This is a genomic window from Yersinia sp. 22-579, assembly GCF_030433455.1.
In the GTDB taxonomy this organism is placed as follows: Bacteria; Pseudomonadota; Gammaproteobacteria; order Enterobacterales; family Enterobacteriaceae; genus Yersinia; species Yersinia enterocolitica.
Genome location: NZ_JAUJTZ010000025.1, coordinates 27,594 through 48,282, shown reverse-complemented (window position 1 = coordinate 48,282; position 20,689 = coordinate 27,594). Strand labels below are relative to the sequence as shown.

Sequence of the window (20,689 nt, the reverse complement as noted above, 5' to 3'; positions counted from 1 at the left end):
GTTCCCGGTCAGTGGAGGCGCATTATAGGGAGTTCCTGACAGCCTGCAACCCCTAATTTCAAAAAACTTTTCAACCGCTGATTCTTTAGTCAAAACGCCGTTAAATTGGCAGTTTTTCCAGCGATGGAAAGCCATAACCCTGCAAAACGGGCAATAAAGCGTCAGTATCCGCATTCAGTGTCATGCAATACGCGATATTTTCTTCATCGGAAGAAATCACATTTTCTTGAGAAGAGATAAGCCAGGCAGTACGGCGAGCAATTGCAGCGCCGGAATCGACCATTCGGGTGCCTTCTGGCAACACTTGCGCTAACTCTTCAGTTAATAGAGGGAAATGGGTGCAACCTAAAACGATGGTATCTGGCGGTTCACGCATGGCGAGCCACGGATGAAGGATTTTCTTTAATGCTTCCTTCGGAACAACACCACCATGTAACTTGGTTTCCGCCAGCTCCACCAGCTCAGATGATCCCAGTAACTCAATTTTGCAGTCTGTCGCAAAGCGCTCGATCAAATCCTGGGTATAAGAAGCATGAACTGTGCCACGAGTGGCCAGCAGGCCGACAACACCATTACGTGTGAGCCGTACCGCAGGTTTGATGGCCGGAACCACCCCCACAACCGGGAAGGTAAAACGTTCACGTAAAGCAGGAAGGGAGACAGTACTGGCCGTGTTGCAGGCGATAACCACGATAGCTAGCGGGTGGCGCTGTTGAACTGCGGTGACAATTTCCAGTACGCGCTCAACAATAAATTCGCCTGACTTCTCCCCATAAGGGAACGCGACGTTGTCGAAAGCATATATATAGTGGAGATCCGGCAGTAATTGTCGAATCTCCTGATAGACAGACAGCCCGCCAACACCTGAGTCAAAAATCAGCGCTGTCGGGCGAGGAGCAGTATCAGCCTTAGAAGTTATAGCTTCCGGTGAGGTAATACTCTCGTCCAGCGGTTTTATAGCCATAAGCCGTTTCGTATTCTTTATCAAACAGGTTGGCAATTCTACCACGAACTGTTAGATGAGAAGTAACCGGATAGCCCGCTGAAACGTCTACTGTGCTGTAACTCGACAATTCACGTTGAGTCGAGCTATATGCTGAGGTGCTATTGTCATAACGTTTACCGTAATACTGATAAGAGACATCCATATCAAGGTTAAACATCGTCCAATCTAACTGATACTTCGCCTGTTGCTTAGAACGGCGAGCTAATACCTCATTATTCATATCATTACGCGGGTCGATGTATTGCAGTGTGACTCCGTGTGTAAATATGCCGGTAGTGAGATTACCCGTCCATTCCACACCTTTTATGGTCGCGGAATTGACATTGTAGTAATGCCCTTTGAATGTTGAATTATCAAAAGAGTAATCAATCAGGTTTTCAATTTTGTTGTGATAAGCGGACAAACGCCAGTCAAGTGGCCCGGTCACTCCTTCCAAACCCGCTTCCCATTGGCGAGACTCTTCCGGCTTAAGGTCACTGTTGGATATGATGTCAAAGCGCTGCGAACCATATTGCTGACCCAGAGATGGAGCCAGGAAGCCGGTGCCATAAGAGACGGTCACACGATAGTCAGGAACGAACTCCCAGCCTGCCGCGGTTTGCCATGTTTCATGCCAGCCAAATTGCTCATCCTTATCGCCACGGCCAGCAGCTTCTAATGTCACATTGCCGATTTTCTGCTGTCCGCTAAGGTATAAACCGGTGTTATCCCGCTTATAAGTATCAGAGATGGTCTGACTAGATGAGGTTAAACGCTGTTGCTGCCAGTCAAGGCCTGCGCTCAATGTTCCACTTTCAAAGCTATAAGTGTTGCCCCATTGCACGTTCCGCTGATCCATATTATCCAGCGTGGTAGCCACACCATAGCGGCCATATTGGCTACTAAAGTTGTAGTCTTTATATTTTTGATAGCTGCCGATTAATTGTGAAGAGTAGGCGCCCGATGCATAACGCAGCCCCGCATCATAAGTATGGTTATAGAGCCGCTCTTTATCGCCACTGTATTCAGGGAGGTAAGGTATGCTGCCGACATCGTAATCCGTACTATTGGTATAACCATAACCTCTGACAAAACCAGATATCTCTTGGCTGAATTGATGCTCCAATCCTGCCCAGAAGTTTTTATTGCGGAAACCATCGCGGTCGTTATCGATTGGGTTCGGTGAGTCAGGTTTGACGTTATATCCATTGCTGGTTTGATACCCGCCCGCTAACGTGGCCAAGGTATCGCCAAAGCGCTGGCGAACACTGCCATCATATTGCTGATAGCCTTTAGAGCCGATCCCGGCATTAATCTGCGCGCCTTCCTGGTCTGTCTGCGTAATCACGTTAATGACGCCACCAATTGCACCAGAACCATAAACAGCAGAACGCGGCCCGCGGATATATTCAACTCGCTGCACTAAGGAAATAGGGATTTGATCGAGGTTAACGCTGTTAACAATACCGGTACGTGCCAGGGGAATGCCATCAACCAATATCAGGACATGGCGGGCTTCGGTGCCACGGATATACATAGAAGAGCCCTGACCTACCCCGCCGAATTGTGCAATATCTACCCCCGGCAAGCGGCGCATCACTTCATTAAGACTTTTCGCCTGCCAGCGGTCAATATCATCGCGCGTGACCACATCGGCAGGAGCCAATACGGTCGAAACGGGTTGTTTGAAACGGCTGGCGGTAACCACCATTTCATCTTTATTACCGGTTGCGGTGTTGCCTTGCGCCCATCCAGAGAATGCTGTCACAGAGAGAGCCGTGAGCAGCGTATATTGTTTTATTGTGATTGTATTTTTAGTGGTCATTAAAAAGCATCCAAACTCAAATAGCGGATGCCGCAGAGCCATGGCCGGTAGTACGCGACGACCACGAATATTGCGACGTATACCGGCAGGTTTTCGGGCTTGGGATCTCTGTTATCTGACTATGAATAAAACAGAGCGAGCGATGACTTCCCATCCTTACGGACAGTGTCTGGTTGAAACCTATCGCCGTGACTTCCCCTTACCGCTGCGCGTCAGCTCCGGATTTACACCGGATTCCCTTTTAACTCTTAGGTGTTTAAGTAACAGCTTGAGGCCGGACCGCAATGCTACGATCAAGTAAAATAGATGTCTAGACTTCCATTATTGTTACAGGGAATAAATACAACAAAACTGGACATCAGAGCCACTTTCCCTACAATCCGCAGCAATACTCCTCTTTTATTATGTCCAGACGAGAAGAAACATGACTCCTGACATCCTGCCGACTGACGGCTACGAGCACCAATTGGCGGAAAAATCTGCCCGTCTTCAGGCGATGATGTCGCCGTTTCAGGCACCCGCTGCGGAAATATTCCGTTCTCCAGCAGAACATTACCGCATGAGGGCCGAGTTCCGCGTTTGGCATGATGAAGATGACCTGTACCACATCATGTTTGACCAACAGACCAAGCAGCGAATTCGGGTTGAGCAATTCCCAGTGGCCAGTCTGTTAATTAATCGTTTGATGAGCGCACTGATGACGGCCATCAGAGCCGAGCCGATTTTGCGGCGCAAGCTGTTCCAGATTGATTATTTATCTACCCTAAGTGGCAAGCTGATCGCCTCTTTGCTGTATCACCGCCCATTAGATGAAGAGTGGCAGCAAAAAGCGCAGGAACTGCGAGATCAATTGCGTGAGCAAGGTTTTGACCTGCAACTGATTGGCCGAGCGTCAAAAACCAAAATCATGCTGGATCACGACTATATCGACGAAGTGTTGCCCGTCGCCGGGCGCGACATGATCTATCGTCAGGTTGAGAATAGTTTCACCCAACCTAATGCGGCGGTGAATATTCATATGTTGGAATGGGCGATTGATGTCACCCAACATGCCAGCGGCGATTTATTAGAGCTGTACTGCGGCAACGGTAATTTCTCACTGGCGTTGGCGCGTAATTTTGATCGGGTATTGGCAACTGAAATTGCCAAACCGTCAGTCGCAGCGGCGCAATACAACATCGCGGCCAATCATATCGATAATGTGCAAATTATCCGGATGTCAGCGGAGGAGTTTACCCAGGCCATGCAAGGTGTGCGTGAGTTTAACCGCCTGAAGGGTATTGATTTGAGTAGTTACAACTGCGAGACCATTTTTGTCGACCCACCGCGCAGTGGGCTGGATGATGAAACCGTCAAGTTGGTACAGGCCTACCCACGCATCCTTTATATCTCCTGTAATCCAGAAACCCTGTGTGCCAACCTTGAACAGTTGCGACACACACATAAAATCAGCCGATTAGCGCTATTTGATCAGTTCCCTTACACCCATCATATGGAATGTGGGGTTTTACTGGAAAAACGAGACTGACGAACAGCAGGAATCGAGACAAAAAAAGGGCAACGCGATATTGCCCTTTGAGCTTAATGACAAAGCTGTTGATAACTTAGTGAGTGAAGGGGTTACCGCACCTCGGGGCACTCCGGTCGCTTACGCGACTACGACCCCAACGGCACGATTCCCCTTCATTTGACTTTGTCAGCTGTCTGAAAGGGCAACGCGCTGTTGCCCTTTCTATTGGGTGCAATGAATGAACAGAAAAGCTATTGCGGCTGCTGGTTATCACTATCCGCGTCGGTATCAGCATTGATGTCTGTCTGCGCCGATTTGCGTGCTTTCAGTTTGAATAAGATCCAGAACACCAACACCACACTCAAAATCGAAGGAACAAAGTTAGAACCAATCGCCGGATGCTCAACCCGCACAATCGCGCTATACAATAAAATGCCAAGTAAGAAACACGCACCAGCCAGTACTGGCAGGCCATGCGGCATGGCAAAATTGAGATAGCGCTGATGCAAACAATAAACCGCCAGGATTAATGTCAGCAGAGGAAAAACTGAAAAAGGAACAAACCCGCTGAATAACGCGTTAAATGAACCGTTTATTGCCAAACCCGTAATCAAAGCCAACAGCAGGGTGCCGGTTTCACGGTGAGGTTGTTTTTCAGAATAAGCTTGTTGTTGAGAGCAAGATTGTTTTTCCGAGGAAGATTGTTTTTTAGAGCAAGATTGTTCCATTGTTTTCCTTACCTTATTAAGCGCGGGACACAGCGAGCTTTTCCTGCTCGCGCCGATACCAATAATAAGCACCCTTGGAGATCATCCGCAGTTGTAAAACCAGTCGTTCTTCTAACTGTCGCCGCTGTTCAGCATCTACGTCCAGTACTTCTGCACCCGCACTGAAGACAATTGTGACCATGGCCTCAGCTTGTGCTTCCGTGAAGCTGCGCGGCATATGATTTTCCAGCTCAAGATAATCGGCCAGCTCGGCAATAAAATGCTGAATTTCACGCGCAACCGCCGCACGGAAGGCCGCGGACGTCCCAGACCGCTCCCGCAACAATAAGCGGAATGCATTAGGGTTATTACCGATAAATTCCATGAATGTAGATACTGAGGTGCGGATAACACTGCCGCCCTTGGCAATCCGTTGACGAGCTTGCCGCATAAGTTGGCGCAACATCAGGCCGCTTTCGTCGACCATTGTCAGCCCAAGTTCATCTACATCACGGAAATGCCGATAAAAAGAAGTCGGTGCAATGCCTGCCTCACGGGAGACCTCCCGCAAACTCAGGCTGGCAAAACTCCGCTCAGCACTCAGTTGGCTGAACGCCGCTTCGATAAGGGAACGACGAGTCCGCTCTTTTTGTTGTGCTCTGACGCCCATAATCGTACCCAAGGGATATCCAATTTCTCAATCTAAGACATATAGTCAGCAATATACCAAACTTTATAGTAACAACCGTTATACAAACGTATCATCACCATACGGAATTGCCGCTTTACAGCACACATCACGGTGATTTACCCATTGTTTATTGGGTTATACTTAGGATGATGTTAATGTAGCGTTGTAATTTTGTATAATAATAGGTCTCTCCTACATGCAACAGCACTTCCATTTTGATGCCATTGTTATTGGCTCGGGTCCTGGCGGTGAAGGTGCCGCTATGGGGTTGGTCAAGCAAGGTGCCCGCGTTGCCGTGATTGAACGGTATAATAATGTGGGCGGGGGTTGCACCCATTGGGGCACCATCCCTTCCAAAGCTTTGCGCCACGCCGTTAGCCGTATTATCGAGTTCAACCAAAACCCACTTTACAGCGACAATGCCCGAACCATCAGTTCCTCTTTCTCTGATATTTTAAACCATGCGGATCGTGTTATTAACCAGCAGACCCGTATGCGCCAAGGCTTTTATGATCGCAATCACTGCCAAATGTTCTCCGGTGATGCCAGTTTTATTGATGCCAATACCATAAACGTGCGTTATGCCGATGGTACCAACGATACACTGCGAGCCGATAACATCGTGATTGCGACCGGTTCACGCCCCTATCGCCCAGCAAATGTTGATTTTACCCACGAACGCATTTACGACAGCGATACCATTTTACAACTCAGCCATGAGCCCCAACACGTCATTATCTATGGCGCTGGAGTTATTGGCTGTGAATACGCTTCAATTTTCCGTGGTCTAAGTGTCAAAGTTGATTTAATTAATACCCGCGACCGTCTGCTGGCGTTCCTCGATCAGGAAATGTCAGATGCCCTCTCTTATCACTTCTGGAATAACGGCGTGGTTATCCGCCATAACGAAGAATTTGAGCAGATTGAGGGAACCGTTGACGGAGTTATTGTCCATCTGAAATCAGGCAAAAAGGTCAAAGCGGATTGTTTGCTGTATGCCAATGGACGCACCGGTAATACCAGTGGCTTAGACTTGGAAAAGATTGGACTGGAAGCGGATAGCCGTGGCTTGTTGAAGGTCAACAGCATGTATCAGACAGCGCTTTCCCATGTATATGCGGTTGGGGATGTGATTGGCTACCCAAGTCTGGCCTCTGCGGCTTATGACCAAGGGCGAATTGCAGCACAAGCGATGATCAAAGGCGAAGCGAATACTCACCTGATCGAAGATATTCCAACCGGAATTTATACTATTCCGGAAATCAGTTCGGTGGGTAAAACAGAACAAGATCTGACGGCGATGAAAGTCCCTTACGAGGTGGGGCGCGCGCAATTTAAACATCTCGCACGGGCGCAAATCGTTGGCATGGATACCGGCAGTTTAAAAATCCTGTTCCATCGGGAAACCAAGCAGATCCTCGGTATTCATTGCTTTGGTGAACGTGCGGCTGAAATTATCCACATCGGGCAGGCCATCATGGAGCAAAAAGGAGAAGGCAATACTATCGAATACTTCGTTAATACTACCTTCAACTATCCAACTATGGCAGAAGCCTACCGAGTGGCAGCACTCAATGGATTAAACCGCCTGTTCTAGTTTTTGGGTGATAACATCTGAATTCATGCGCGGTTGCATGTGTTCACGTATTGCCTCGGCAAGTTGCTCATAGCGGCCACGCAATGGGGAGCCGGGGCGATACACTAACGCAATGGTGCGCTTTGGTACTGGCTTGTAGCATTCCAGATAACAAACACCATCACGCTTTCTTTCATTCGGTACCGCTAGTGATGGCAATAGTGTAATTCCACTACCTGCTGCAACCATATTGCGCAGAGTTTCCAAGCTGGTAGCACGGAAATGTGTGTCTTCATCAGCGCCCGCCTGGAAGCAAAAACCCATCGCCTGATCACGCAAACAGTGACCATCTTCCAGCATCAGTAATTTCTCACCCGCCAGCTCATGCATCTGCACTTTGTCACGATCGGCCCACGGGTGATCAGCATAAATCGCCAATTGCATCGGCTCATCAAAGAGCGGAACTTCAATAAAAGCTTCGGTCTCTTTAACCAGAGCCAGAATGGCACAATCGAGTTTACCGCTATCCAACTGCGCCAGAAGGTTTTGGGTTTGCGCTTCGTGCAGATACATTTCCAGTTTTGGGAATGTTTGATGCAACATAGGAATGATTTGCGGCAATAGATACGGCCCAACAGTAGGAATAAGCCCAATATGCAGTGGGCCAGACATACTCTCACCCTGCAAACTGGCCATCTCTTTGAGCACTTTCACTTCTCGCAATACTGTTCTGGCTTGTTCCACCAGCAATAACCCTGCCTGTGTAAACAGCACTTTACGACTGGTGCGCTCTAACAACATCACGCCCAGTTCATCTTCCAGTTTACGAATCTGGCCACTTAATGTGGGTTGACTGACATGACAAGAGTCGGCTGCGCGCCGGAAATGCCTGAACTCAGCCAGCGCCACTAGGTATTCTAAATCACGAATATTCATCGGTGCTCCGCTTTATGATAGCCATTAACGATAGATAAGATAGCAACCAGTGATTAGAACTATCAAGTGATAAAATGAATAATGTGTCCCAACGAAGAGATAACCAGAAAAATTTAAATATTTTATTTTCTAATTAAGGAGTTACAGATGTTTACTAGCCAAGAAGGTAAAAAAGTCCCACAAGTCACTTTCCATACCCGTCAGGGCGACCAGTGGGTTGATGTCACTACCGATGAGTTATTTAACAATAAAACCGTAATCGTATTTTCACTACCGGGTGCCTTTACCCCGACTTGTTCTTCCAGCCATCTGCCACGTTATAACGAACTGGCCGGTGTGTTTAAACAGCACGGTGTTGATAGCATTCTGTGTGTGTCGGTCAATGATACTTTCGTGATGAATGCCTGGAAAGCCGATCAAAATGCAGAAAATATCACTTTCATTCCTGATGGCAACGGCGAATTCACCAAAGGTATGAATATGCTGGTTGAGAAAGCGGATCTGGGCTTCGGGCCGCGTTCATGGCGTTATTCCATGCTGGTACGTAACGGCGTGGTTGAGAAAATGTTTGTCGAGCCAAACAAGCCGGGCGACCCGTTTGAAGTGTCTGACGCTGACACCATGCTGAAATATCTGGCCCCTGATTTTAAAGTGCAAGAATCGGTTTCTGTCTTTACCAAACCGGGCTGCCCATTCTGCGCCAAAGCCAAACAGATGCTGCAAGAGCGCGGTATTCAGTATGAAGAAATCGTACTGGGTAAAGATGCCACCACCGTCAGTCTGCGCGCTGTTACTGGCCGTGGGACAGTGCCACAAGTGTTTATCGGTGGCCGCCACATTGGTGGTAGTGATGATTTAGAGAATTACTTATCTGCTTAATAATATTAATAGAATGAAGATAATATGAAGTAGCTTGGTAGGCTTCGGCCTACCCTTTTTTCCTGTGATGGAGCAGACATGAAAACCTTAAACGTTGATGTCGCCGTGATTGGCGGTGGCACTGCCGGGCTTGGCGCTTATCGCGCTGCCAAACTGGCGACCCCCAATGTAGTCATGATTGAAGGTGGCGAATACGGTACCACCTGTGCCCGCGTCGGTTGCATGCCATCCAAACTGCTGATTGCGGCGGCTGAAGCTGTGCATCAGATTGAAAAAGCGCCCGGTTTTGGTATTCACCCACAAGGTGACATTCTGATTAATGGCCGTGAAGTCATGGACCGCGTAAAACGCGAGCGCGACCGCTTTGTGGGTTTTGTGTTGGAAGGTGTCGATAACATTCCGGCTAATGACAAAATTCAGGGCTATGCCCGTTTTATTGATGACAACACACTACAAGTTGATGATAACACTCGTATTATTTCGCAGCGCATTGTCATTGCCACTGGCTCTCGCCCGAGCTGGCCTGCCGCCTGGAATGAGCTGGGTGATCGACTTATCGTCAACGACGACGTATTCAACTGGGACGATTTACCCGAATCAGTCGCTGTTTTCGGCCCCGGCGTTATCGGGCTGGAACTTGGCCAGGCACTGCATCGACTTGGTGTTCAAGTCAAAATGTTCGGCGTGGGTGGCGGTGTCGGCCCGCTGACAGACAGTATTGTGCGCAATTACGCAGCAAAAACCTTGGGTGAAGAGTTCTATCTCAACCCAGATGTGAAAGTTGAAGTGATGCAGCGCGAAGGGGATAAAGTCTTTATCCGCTATCTGGATGAAGCCGGTTCACCACAAGAAATCATGGTGGATTATGTTTTAGCTGCCACAGGTCGCCGGCCGAATGTCGATAAACTCAGTTTGGAAAATACCTCACTGGTGCTTGACGATCGTGGTGTTCCGCCAGCTGACCGGCTGACAATGCAGACTAACGTGCCGCATATCTTTATTGCCGGTGATGCCAGCAACCAATTACCCTTACTGCATGAAGCCAGCGATCAGGCGCGTATCGCGGGAGTCAACGCCGGTGGGTTCCCAGAAGTGGTTCCGGGTTTGCGCCGCAGCCCAATCTCCGTGGTGTTCTCTGACCCACAAATCGCGATGGTAGGTTCTACGTTCCGCGAATTATCGCAAAAATTCAGTGCATGCGGTTGCTTTGAAATCGGCGAAGTCTCTTTTGAGAATCAAGGCCGCTCACGGGTCATGCTGAAAAACAAAGGTATCTTGCGAGTTTATGGCGAACAGGGAACAGGTCGTTTCCTGGGTGCTGAGATGATGGGGCCAAGTGCCGAGCATATTGCCCATCTATTGGCTTGGGCACATCAACAACAAATGACCATCAACCAGATGCTGGATATGCCGTTCTATCACCCCGTGATTGAAGAAGGTTTGCGTACAGCATTGCGTGATTTGCAGTCTAAATTGAAACTGGGTACTGATGAGGCCGAACGTTGTCTGCGCTGCCCAGGTGAATAACCTTTTCCAGCCGTTTAAACCGGGCGTTATGCCCGGTTTTTTATCCTTTATTTCGCGCAGCAACGTCAAATAATACCCCACTATTCACCGTCTTATATTTTTTAGATCAAAACCAACTGGCATAGTCAATGAAACCTGCCCATTTGATAATAACCCGACGGGTGGCTGGGGCAATGGTTGAGCGCGTTTAACTACTGCCAATGCCTCTTGATCTAAAGCAATAACTCCACTGCTTTTAACAAGTTTAGTAGATAACACATACCCCTCTTTATTAACCACAAAACGGATAATCACAGTTCCTTGCTGGCGCTGTTTTCGAGCTCGGGGTGGATAACGTTTAAACCCTGCCAGATGCCCTTGTAATCGGCTTTTCCAATTCATTTTACTTTGTTGATTATGCAACGAATGACTGTTCGCCGCAGCCGCGACCCGATGACTCTCCCCCGATAAAGGCGTACTGGTTACCACCGCTGGAGCTGAGGGGCTGCTTTGGTTTTCCGATATTTGTTCATTAATGGGCTGACGTGGTGCCATCACTTTCTGTTGTGGTCGTTTTGCTTTGTTTAGCTCTTTTAGCGGCTCATTTACTTCTCTTTCAACAATCAACGCAGCATTTGAATGCTCGGGTGCGGCCAAAATATGACTCACTTCTTCTGGCTGATGTTCCGACAGCTCCGTCACCGGTTCATTGATATTTTGAGTGATACCAACTACCGAATCTTGCTCCATATGTTGGGTAAACTCCGGCTCCGTCGATACCGCGATCATAATTGCCACAGGAGAGACCTCTGTGTATGCGGGGGGGGTAGTGGTATTACTCAATAGCCATATCAGATAAATATGAACACCGCTGGTTAATAAGGCACTTACCCAAAAGAAAATCACACTACCTTTACTCTGCCGTATACTCATAAATTAAGTCACTATATTCCTTTATTTTTAATGGATTAACTCCAATTAATCATTCTTCAGCAAAGGCAACATGCAGGCGATCGGTTAGCGGTTTAAACAGATAATTAAGTAGCGACCTTTCCCCTGTTCGGATAAAAATGTCGACTGACATACCCGGCCGAATTTCCAGCTCGGTTTGTGTGATATCAATGGTGACAGTTAAAGGATAGTAAGGCTCTAAAGTATGTGGGTTTTGTATACGATCGGCACCAACGTGTAATACCGAACCTTGTAACCGCGGGGTGCTACTTTGATTAAAAGCAGAGAAGTTCAGGTCTACTGGTAGCCCAACCATTACCTTATCAATTAATGACACCGGAAGCTGGGCCTCAGCTAAGAGTGGCTGCCCATTAGGAACCAGTTCCATTAATGTTTGCCCGGTACTGACCACACCGCCAACCGTGTGTTGAGCAAGGGCGATAACCGTGCCACTGACTGGCGCGTAAATTCGCGTATTATCTAATTCATATTCTGCAATCCCCAAGCGCTGCTCCAACTCTTGAGTACTTTGTTGCGCTTTAGCCAATTGCTCACGATTCTCACTTTTATACTGCTCGCGCCGTTGTAAGATATGTTGCTCTGTTTCGCCAATTTGCTTATGAAGCTCCAAAATCTCACTGGTATTCTTTTCTATATTTGCGCGCAATGAAATCGCCTGACGCTCCATCTCCAACAACTGACTTTGCGCAACGTGACCATTTTTTGCCAATAACTGTACTCCCTGTAGTTGCCGCTGGAATAAGTCAAATTGACGCTGGTTATGGCCGCGGGCCACTTGTAATCCATCTAGCCGGCTCTCGTGACGGGTAATTTGTGCTGATAGCCGGGCAATTTCGCTCAGTTGGGCCTGACGACGATGGAGAAATAGCTGCTGCTGCAACACAGTATTACGCTCAACTAAAGCTTGTGCTGGATACTGAAGCAATGCAGGAGGGAAGGTAATTGTCGGTAATTCATGTTGCTCTGCTGTGAGACGAGACTCTTGAGCGAGTGCACTCAAATACTGATTTTGTAAATTATCGCGATGGCTGAGTAGCGCAGTATCATCCAGAGTGATAAGTAATTGCCCTTGCGTGACGTCATCGCCCTCAGCAACATGCAATTGCTGGATACGTCCTCCTTGCAGCGGCTGCACTAACTTACGGTTTTCTGCCACAACGATATGCCCCATCACCGCAATACCTTTATCCAAAGGAGCCAGCCCCGCCCACAACAAAGAACCAATAAAACCACCGCAAACCAATAATGCCCCCAGGCCAAGATATCTCCCGCTGTTGGTTTGTAGTGGTGGATGCTGACTTAAATTCTTAGCCGAGGAATGGTCAGATTCAGGTAACATTAGTGATGACTCCATCCGTGGATATATAATTAATATGTGGATATCTAGTTAACATTATGATTTCTGTGACACAGCGTGGGCAGGGACGACAGCATATGACATACCGCCTCCCCACGACTTTTGGCTACCCGGTGTCTTAACTTTGGCGTTGATCACTGGCGTATCAGCCCCTTTCATCTGCTGTAAAACCGTTGCAGTACGATCAAACAACTCCATCCGTCCTTTATTGAGTAACAACAAGAAATCGCTACCTGATAACAGCTCTGGCTTATGGGTGATCATCACAATGGTGCAACCCTGCTGTTTGAGTTGGATGATGCTTGCCAATAAGGCTTTTTCGCCCTCATTATCCAAACTGGCATTGGGTTCATCCAATATAATAAGTCGCGGCACACCGTACATTGCCCGCGCCAGAGCAATACGCTGACGCTGGCCACCAGAGAGTTCCTGCCCTCCGTCACCAAGCTGAGTGTCATAGCCACATGACAGATGCAGGATTAAATCGTGTACCCCTGCCATTTGAGCTGCCACTATCACTTTTGCAGTATCAACCGTGCCAAAGCGTGCAATATTTTCTGCAATCGAACCGCGAAACAGTTGAATATCTTGCGGTAAGTAACCAATAAATTGTCCCAGGTGAGTTTTATCCCATTGAGAAATATTTGCGCTATCCAGCCGCACCGAGCCGCTAAAGGCCGGTTTACACGCCACCAACAGCTTTGCCAAAGTCGATTTACCGCTGCCTGATGCCCCTAAAACGCCCAAAACATCGCCTGCCTGCAATTCAAAGTCGAGGGAATATAAAATAGGAATATGTGTGCCCGGCTTACACACCGTCAGTTGTGTCACATTGAGCTTTCCAGTGGGTGCCGAGAGCGCCATACCAGTAGGTACAGGTGGGTGCTCAGCCAATAAATGGACGAGGCGCAAATAAGATAATCGTGCATGGCTCCATTGTTTCCAAACGGCAATCAATTGATCAATTGGCCCCAACACTCGTCCGATTAAAATAGAACCAGCAATCATGACACCAGCCGTAATTGCACCATCAATGACCAATAATGCACCCAGCCCTAACATCATTGATTGCAAAGCCTGACGACTGGATTTGGAAGCCGCAGTGACTTGGCTGCTTTTATCACTGGCCACATTTTGCTGATAAAGGAAACGTGAATGCTGCACTAACCAGCGTTTGCGTAATGCATCCAGCATCCCCATTGCTTCAATCGCATCCGCATTACGTAAGTTCGCATTCGCCTGTTGCGTTGCTTGTGAGGTGACAGTGGATGCTTCTTTCAATGGTTTTTTACACACCCACTGGTTAAGCCAAGCAAGAAAAATCAACACACAAGCCCCAGATGCGGCTAATACACCCAACCAGGGATGGAGTATAAAAATAACCAGTAAATAAAGCGGGAACCAGGGAGCATCAAAAAAAGCAAACAGGGCATTACCGGTCGCAAACTGGCGCAAAGAGGTGAGATCATTCAATGCTTGTGCCGCGGGCGTGGTATGCCCCATAAGTTGGGACGCAAAAGCAGCATTAAAAACTCGTTGATTAAGTTGCATATCAATACGGGTACCGAGCCGAATGACTATCGCACTACGAATCCACTCAAGTAAGCCAATAAATACAAATATTCCCAGAACCAAAATAGTGAGCATCAACAATGTCATGGTATTAGCTGATGCCAGAACCCGATCATAAACTTGCAACATATAAATCGCGGGGGCTAACATCAAAAGATTAATTACTGCTGTAAAAAGTCCTATCCCCCACAGGCTCTTCTTGTGACTGGCCAGAACGGAAAGAATTGTCAGCGAATCCGAAGAAAGGTCGATCGTTTTTTGTGACTTCATGGCATCCATTTCCATACTGAAAACATTTAATCGTAAAATTACTGGTGGCCAATTTTAATTTTTGCAAAAAAATTGCTTATCCGAATATATAAATTCATAGGAAAGTTAATTTCCATAATTATAACCACCACTGTAGTAAGTATAGGGTTGTATCGTGGTGGCATTATTTATCCAGCCAGATAATCACTCGCTAACACCTTTAATTAAGCAGCCAATAATATTTCATTGCTGTCATTTGTACCCAAGGTATCAATGACTGGTATATTAAACTGGTTGGCACTCGCCATATCTTTAAGTGGCGTATTGACATCAACACCTTGATTTTTTAATATTTCCAAGAGTATATCTGCATTGTCTTTTTTTAAATTAAATCCTATCTGATGAATGTCATTTTTTCGGTTTTCGGCGGTTATTTTAAAATCATCATACTCACCGATGATACTTAAATTATTAAGTATCAGTTGAGGCTCCACCAAATGTTTCTCAATTATAGCATTATCCCCCTCATTTTGGATAAGCCCTTCTTTACCTAGTTCCAAACTTTCCACTTTGCCGTAAATAGCCCTATGACATAAATTAAAGCTTATTTCCCCACTTAGAATTATTGTGGCTTTATCTCCTGAAGTATTCGTCACCGAGAATTGTTCGAACTGTCTGGTGATAGAGTCTTTAAGACCATGAAAACCTCCGAAATTAGAACCCTCTTCGGTGGGTATATTAAAATCAGCTATCCATTTGTGGGTATATGAATAGATAGTTTCATCTTTTATATTTTCGCTATATCTTATAGTTACTGTCATAATAATATCCTTTTAATTTATGACTGTGTATTTCATTATTTGATAGCGAGCCATTTACGCGGCTAACAATATTTCGCTACTATCAGCGGCTCCCACTGTATCAATAATGGGTATATCAACAACCACTTCAAATTGGCTGGCAATAGCTATATCTTTAAGTGGAGAATCTACATCAATACCCTGAGATTTTAGAATTTCCAACATTGGGGTAGCATTACCTCTCAACAAATTATACGTGCCGTGATCTATCCCCCCCTGGTAAGGATTAGCTGGCCCTGCATCAAATGCTTGCGATATTGAACACAGTGAAGGATAAAAATCATTTTCAATATTTAAACCGTCCAATTTCAGTTGTAGATGTTGAAGTTGTTTACCCGTATTCTCCGAATTAGGTATAAGTGACTCACCAAACTCTAATACTCGTATCTGTTTTTCCATAATAAGAGCATCGCCACCTTGATAAAGCCGATCACCACCAATAATCATTGCTGCATGACTCTCATAAAAGCTTTTAAATTCAACCTGAATAGTTTCATTATTATTATCGTCAATATGACTGGATAATGTACCATAAGGTTTAAACGAATCTGGTGTCTGTATCAAGTCACCATAAGCCGTAGTCCATTGGTAAATGGAATGAGAAATTGAGTATTCTGCTAATTGACTCTGATATTTAATAGTTATTGTCATAACAATATCCTTTTAATTTATGACTAATATATAGCCCAGCATTAGGCCAGAGAATAATTTAAGCAGCTAATAATATATCGCCCCCATCGGTTGTGCCCACTATTTCAATAATTGGTGTGTCAGTCGTAATCTCAAACTGGCTGGCAATGGCTAAATCTTTAAATGGTGTGTTGACATCTACACCTTGGGATTTGAGGATTTCCAATATGGGAGCATTGTTTCCCCTTAGCAGGCCGTATACACCAAGAACATTATTACTTGGATATACATCATTGATAAGCATCGAAAAAATCACTTCAAATATCGAAATATCAATGTCATCCGAAATAGCTAACCCACGGAACTCCAGTTGCACTTGTTGGAGTTGCAGTTGATTACATTGATAATCGTCTAAATCAGCATTTGGAATAGGGATTAAATAATTACCAAACTGTAAACCTTCACTCTCACCGGGAATTAAAGTAGGTTCCGTTGATATCTTGACTCCATTAGTTTCAAATACCATCGCCGCGTGCATTCCCTTAGATTCCATCACTATGGCAGTTTTACTTTGAGGGGAAGTGCTTTGAATTGCATATTTCACACCAACGGTGGGAGGATTTGGCCCAGCCGAGTAAAGATGATATTCATTTTCACTCGACTCCAACGCAATATCACCAAAGTCATAGGCCCACCAGTGAGTATAAGATGAAATAGTTTCGTTTTTAAATTCTTCCTGATATTTAATAGTGATTGTCATATAAATATCCTTTTATAAAATATGAACCACCGCCGCACCCAATATAGCAAAGTACGGCGATGGCGCACTTACACTTATTACATATATTACAAGTACACTAACATTTATCGCACAACAGCTAGATTCGACCAGAAAATCCTTTTCCGGAAGTCTTACTTAAGCAGCTAATAACATATCACTGCTTTCAACTACACCAACGGTATCAATCATTGGCATATCTGATGCCATAACTTCGAATTGGCTGGCGATTGCCATATCTTTCAGTTGGGTATCCACATCAATGCCTATGGTCTTCAATAGTGCTAACATTGGGTCTGGATTACCTTCCTGTAAGCCACGTACAGATTTATGCACTTCGCCTTCTCTAGCCTCACCCAAAGTGCTGGTAACATCCAGCCCACTCACTTTCAGTTGCGGTAGTTCGAAATGCCGACCAAGCCCACCTTCATTAGGGACAAACACCTCGCCCAGCTCTAAACTTTCCATTGTGCCGTAGAAAACATGTTGCTGGAAATTGTACACCAAAGCGCCTTCCAGAATCATCCCAGTATCTGCCTGATGAGAACTGCCCATAGAATACTGGTTACCAGCACCCATAGTTGCGTCAGCGAATTGACCATACACCTTGTCGGTGGCAGTAGTAATATTGCCGTTTTTTTCAGTCCAGTCTTTCATATAAGAAGAGATGGTAGATTCGGCCAGTTGGCTATTATATTTAATTGTTACAGTCATAATATATCCTTACTTTATTTAGTGTTAACAACCATTATTTAGAATTTAGGGTTAACAGTGATTTTGTAACTCGTCATGAGTTACAGAGAACAACAGGTAAAATGATTATTCACCTGAAGACTTTATTAAATATGTTATGTTCAATATTTATATTTAGTACTTATATTAAATAAATAAAACTAAAACCTATATTCAAATCCGCCCTGAATAGTTCGTCCTCGACTTGGTGAGGTAGCAAGAGAATCGCCATAACTAACTACATAAGCACGATCAGTAATATTATCTATTGAACTACGCAAGGTTAAATTATTCGTTAGCTCATAACTGGCATAAAGATCAAATACGGTATATTTCGGCCAGTCGGCAATGTGAGCCACGATACCATGACCATGTGAGTTTGTACTCTTTAATGGATCCAACGCCGCATAATCTTGGTGTCCTTTGTTATAACGAATAATGGTGCCGATATATAGCTTTTTATCAAAAATTCTTCCACCTAACGTTAAACTACCACGGTCACCGGGCAAATAAGCCGATGAACCAAATATATTACTCGCAGGCATACAGTTTATAATATTACTTCTTCTTTCATCCTCTATGAAATACACTCTCCTTTGACTATCCCTCTGAAATTTATGCACCCCCCCCAACCAGGCATGGCGTGAACAAAGACTATTTAAGCCAATCATTCGGGTATAATTAGCATTAATATAAAAAACACCAACATCATAACTTAATTGATATTCCAACCCGCGAAAGCGAGTTGATAATAAGTTATTAATATAGGCTGCCTTAGAAAAATCCGGCCACCCCATTTTTGGCGGCTGCTTAGCGAGTTCAAGATTGATATAATTGGCGACGCGAGTATCAAAGTATGCCACTTTAGCAACAAGGCGATCTTCATCAATAAACAGATTTTGTTGCTGAATATTAAAGCCCGCTTCCCACGCTTTCGAGCGCTCAGATGCTAAGAAAGGATTGGGTAAATTCCAAGCATGGCCGTTGGAGGTACCGCTGGCCAGTACCTCGGTGATCGCCGGCGGCCGCCAGGATTTACCGTAAGTGCCAAAAAATTCCAACCACTGTACACCCGGTTTGATACCCAAAGCCGCAGTCGGAGAAAATCGCTGTTCGCGACGATCGACATCCCACACCATTATTGAATGTCTGTTACTTGAACACCGATCCTTTTCTTCGTAAACCTGCTCAAGTATATTTGGTCTGTTTCGATCACAAGGATTTAGAGCGGTATATTCTGCAATATAAGACCTTGTTAGTAGCCAGGTACTGCCCTGTAAATGGAACTGATCGTAACGCAACCCCCCTTCCAACCGGAGCCAATCACTGTAATTGTAGTTAAGCTGGGCAAAAGTGCTGGTCATCGCACGCTTACCGGGCGGCGTTAGCCCATGTGCACTTTGACCTGCTGGGAGTAACCCCCCTAGATAGTTATTGGTAGTATTGCCTCGGGAGCGGTCACTAAACCACTCTAGGCCATAGTGGAGTGCTAATTGATGTTGATCGGCGGGGGTAAATAAACTGGTGTTTTGCAGTTGTAAACCATGAGTGGCTAGTTGAGTTTGGGTCCAGAATTTCCTGCGATTAACGCTGTCAGAATTGTGGGTATCGGTTTGATCATCGGTATCGACATAATAAATTTTTGCCGCCAGATTCAACCAGGGGATATGCTCCGGTTTGAGGCTATAATCCAGCCCGATATTACGGTTCTTTACATCACTGACACTACTGCTTACCCAACCATATTCTTCTACCGTTCCTACGCCTTTCGTGTTTCTAAGGGTTGTGAACATTCCTGCATTGGGGCTGTGTATTTGGGCTTGGAGATAGCTGAGCATCAGGCGCTGATCGGCAGATATATTCCAGCCCAATTTGGCTATTTGTGAATGAATCTTATAGTCAGTAAAAGAGACTTTTTTTTTCTTTATTAACTCATGCACCTCTATATTTTCCGTACCAAATCCTGCACCAAGACGAATAATACCAAGATTCCCCCGACGGCCAGGCCAATATTCTTTTAAATTACGTTCACTGACAGCCAATAATAGATCACCACGTTCATTTCCTAATGCTAGTACACTACTACCAATAAACTGAGTACCGTTAGTTCCGCTCATGGCGCGAACACGCCCGCCAATTCCCTTACCCGATGCCAAAAATTCTCTGGCATTAAGAGTATTAAAAGTCACAATACCGCCAATTGTTCCTACACTACCAATACCGTTAGTCGCTCCTCGTTCAATCACCACATTATCCAGTATTTCCGGATCGATATACATCACACCGTTGCGTTGCCCATGGCCGCTTTTCATAAAATTTTGCCGCATGCCATCAATATTCATATTGATGCGGCCATAATCCTGAATGCCACGAATATTCACTGAAAGTGCAGGGTCTTGTTGGCTAACGCTGGAATAGACACCGGAGGTTTGTTCCAATATATCCGCCGCATGGCGAGCTGGTCGACTATCGAGCTGTTCGCGAGAGATTTCACTAACAGAGTGGAGTTCATCGTAAACCCAGTCACCCTCATGGGCGTTACTGGTTCCCTCCACTTTTAACTCATCTAATACCAGATCATGTTCATGGGAGGTTTCGACGGCGGTTTCAGCATTCACTCTCTGCGAATAACCTTGTGTTGTTAATGCCAAAAATAGACCAAATGTGATTTTATTTATTGTTGTTCTGCGACCTCTAACTATATTATCCATTTATGAGATTTCATCCTTATTAGTATATAAATAATAAATCCATTAATTATTAGTCATTCACCTAATGGTTTTCACAATAAAACGTTGCCATAGGATTACCGCCAAATAATATAAAGTATCCGGTAATAGAAATGATGTTATTTGCCATGAAGTAAATAAGTTACGTCATCAAATAAATGGGGCATTAAATTTAAAAATAAAGTAGTTACTTTA

17 protein-coding genes and 1 riboswitch are annotated in these 20,689 nt (G+C 45.5%); of the genes, 4 read left to right on the top strand and 13 right to left on the bottom strand.

Translation table 11 applies throughout. The features are described from left to right. Positions 1 to 100 precede the first annotated feature (100 nt). Together murI and btuB are read right to left on the bottom strand one after the other, a co-directional pair. Entirely contained in the window at positions 101 to 964 is an 864-nt protein-coding gene (gene murI / locus QSV56_RS21255) for a glutamate racemase (protein ID WP_301213679.1), read from the bottom strand. Beyond that, the gene (gene btuB, locus QSV56_RS21250; protein WP_050132159.1) at positions 909 to 2,810 is read right to left on the bottom strand and encodes a TonB-dependent vitamin B12 receptor BtuB; all 1,902 of its coding nucleotides are present in this window, start codon (positions 2,808 to 2,810) and stop codon (positions 909 to 911) included. Before btuB ends, murI begins: the two co-directional genes overlap by 56 nt. Positions 2,811 to 2,876: 66 nt before the next feature. Beyond that, positions 2,877 to 3,104, bottom strand: a riboswitch (cobalamin riboswitch). A gap of 130 nt (positions 3,105 to 3,234) precedes the next feature. Between btuB and trmA the strand changes: the two genes are divergently transcribed. Beyond that, positions 3,235 to 4,338, top strand: coding sequence for a tRNA (uridine(54)-C5)-methyltransferase TrmA (trmA, locus tag QSV56_RS21245; RefSeq protein ID WP_050163483.1), 1,104 nt, complete (start codon positions 3,235 to 3,237; stop codon positions 4,336 to 4,338). 233 nt (positions 4,339 to 4,571) lie between these two features. Here the strand turns inward: trmA and QSV56_RS21240 are convergent, their stop codons facing one another. After that, complete coding sequence (locus tag QSV56_RS21240; RefSeq protein ID WP_072083128.1) at positions 4,572 to 5,048, bottom strand: YijD family membrane protein; 477 nt, start codon at positions 5,046 to 5,048, stop codon at positions 4,572 to 4,574. A gap of 16 nt (positions 5,049 to 5,064) precedes the next feature. Next, complete coding sequence (gene fabR, locus QSV56_RS21235; RefSeq protein WP_005163800.1) at positions 5,065 to 5,697, bottom strand: HTH-type transcriptional repressor FabR; 633 nt, start codon at positions 5,695 to 5,697, stop codon at positions 5,065 to 5,067. Between the two features lie 217 nt (positions 5,698 to 5,914). Between fabR and sthA the strand changes: the two genes are divergently transcribed. Continuing rightward, complete coding sequence (gene sthA, locus QSV56_RS21230) at positions 5,915 to 7,315, top strand: Si-specific NAD(P)(+) transhydrogenase (protein WP_050322346.1); 1,401 nt, start codon at positions 5,915 to 5,917, stop codon at positions 7,313 to 7,315. Here sthA and oxyR read toward each other — a convergent pair. Next, a complete protein-coding gene (gene oxyR, locus QSV56_RS21225; RefSeq protein ID WP_019080262.1) occupies positions 7,298 to 8,230 on the bottom strand; it encodes a DNA-binding transcriptional regulator OxyR in 933 nt (310 codons plus the stop codon). The two genes, sthA and oxyR, sit on opposite strands and share 18 nt — an antisense overlap. Before the next feature lie 147 nt (positions 8,231 to 8,377). Between oxyR and QSV56_RS21220 the strand changes: the two genes are divergently transcribed. Beyond that, complete coding sequence (locus QSV56_RS21220; RefSeq protein ID WP_050132157.1) at positions 8,378 to 9,109, top strand: glutathione peroxidase; 732 nt, start codon at positions 8,378 to 8,380, stop codon at positions 9,107 to 9,109. Between the two features lie 78 nt (positions 9,110 to 9,187). Then, positions 9,188 to 10,636 (top strand): dihydrolipoyl dehydrogenase, encoded by a 1,449-nt coding sequence (locus QSV56_RS21215; protein ID WP_301213669.1) that lies wholly within the window; start codon positions 9,188 to 9,190, stop codon positions 10,634 to 10,636. 84 nt (positions 10,637 to 10,720) lie between these two features. Here QSV56_RS21215 and QSV56_RS21210 read toward each other — a convergent pair whose 3' ends face one another. The 8 genes from QSV56_RS21210 to QSV56_RS21175 form a co-directional block, all read right to left on the bottom strand. Then, complete coding sequence (locus QSV56_RS21210; RefSeq protein WP_172666729.1) at positions 10,721 to 11,548, bottom strand: energy transducer TonB; 828 nt, start codon at positions 11,546 to 11,548, stop codon at positions 10,721 to 10,723. A gap of 49 nt (positions 11,549 to 11,597) precedes the next feature. Then, complete coding sequence (locus QSV56_RS21205) at positions 11,598 to 12,926, bottom strand: HlyD family type I secretion periplasmic adaptor subunit (protein WP_301213667.1); 1,329 nt, start codon at positions 12,924 to 12,926, stop codon at positions 11,598 to 11,600. Positions 12,927 to 12,980: 54 nt separating this feature from the next. Next, positions 12,981 to 14,801, bottom strand: coding sequence for a type I secretion system permease/ATPase (locus tag QSV56_RS21200; protein ID WP_227747473.1), 1,821 nt, complete (start codon positions 14,799 to 14,801; stop codon positions 12,981 to 12,983). 188 nt (positions 14,802 to 14,989) lie between these two features. Further along, positions 14,990 to 15,586 (bottom strand): heme acquisition protein HasA, encoded by a 597-nt coding sequence (locus QSV56_RS21195; RefSeq protein WP_046049988.1) that lies wholly within the window; start codon positions 15,584 to 15,586, stop codon positions 14,990 to 14,992. A 54-nt stretch (positions 15,587 to 15,640) separates the two neighbouring features. Next, positions 15,641 to 16,276: a heme acquisition protein HasA gene (locus QSV56_RS21190; RefSeq protein WP_046049987.1), complete on the bottom strand. Its 636-nt coding sequence runs from the start codon at positions 16,274 to 16,276 to the stop codon at positions 15,641 to 15,643. Positions 16,277 to 16,334: 58 nt separating this feature from the next. Next, on the bottom strand, positions 16,335 to 17,015 hold the full coding sequence (locus tag QSV56_RS21185) for a heme acquisition protein HasA (RefSeq protein WP_301213663.1): 681 nt from the start codon (positions 17,013 to 17,015) through the stop codon (positions 16,335 to 16,337). A gap of 156 nt (positions 17,016 to 17,171) precedes the next feature. Continuing rightward, a complete protein-coding gene (locus tag QSV56_RS21180) occupies positions 17,172 to 17,747 on the bottom strand; it encodes a heme acquisition protein HasA (RefSeq protein WP_046049985.1) in 576 nt (191 codons plus the stop codon). Between the two features lie 179 nt (positions 17,748 to 17,926). Beyond that, on the bottom strand, positions 17,927 to 20,476 hold the full coding sequence (locus tag QSV56_RS21175) for a TonB-dependent hemoglobin/transferrin/lactoferrin family receptor (protein WP_301213660.1): 2,550 nt from the start codon (positions 20,474 to 20,476) through the stop codon (positions 17,927 to 17,929). Positions 20,477 to 20,689: the final 213 nt, after the last annotated feature.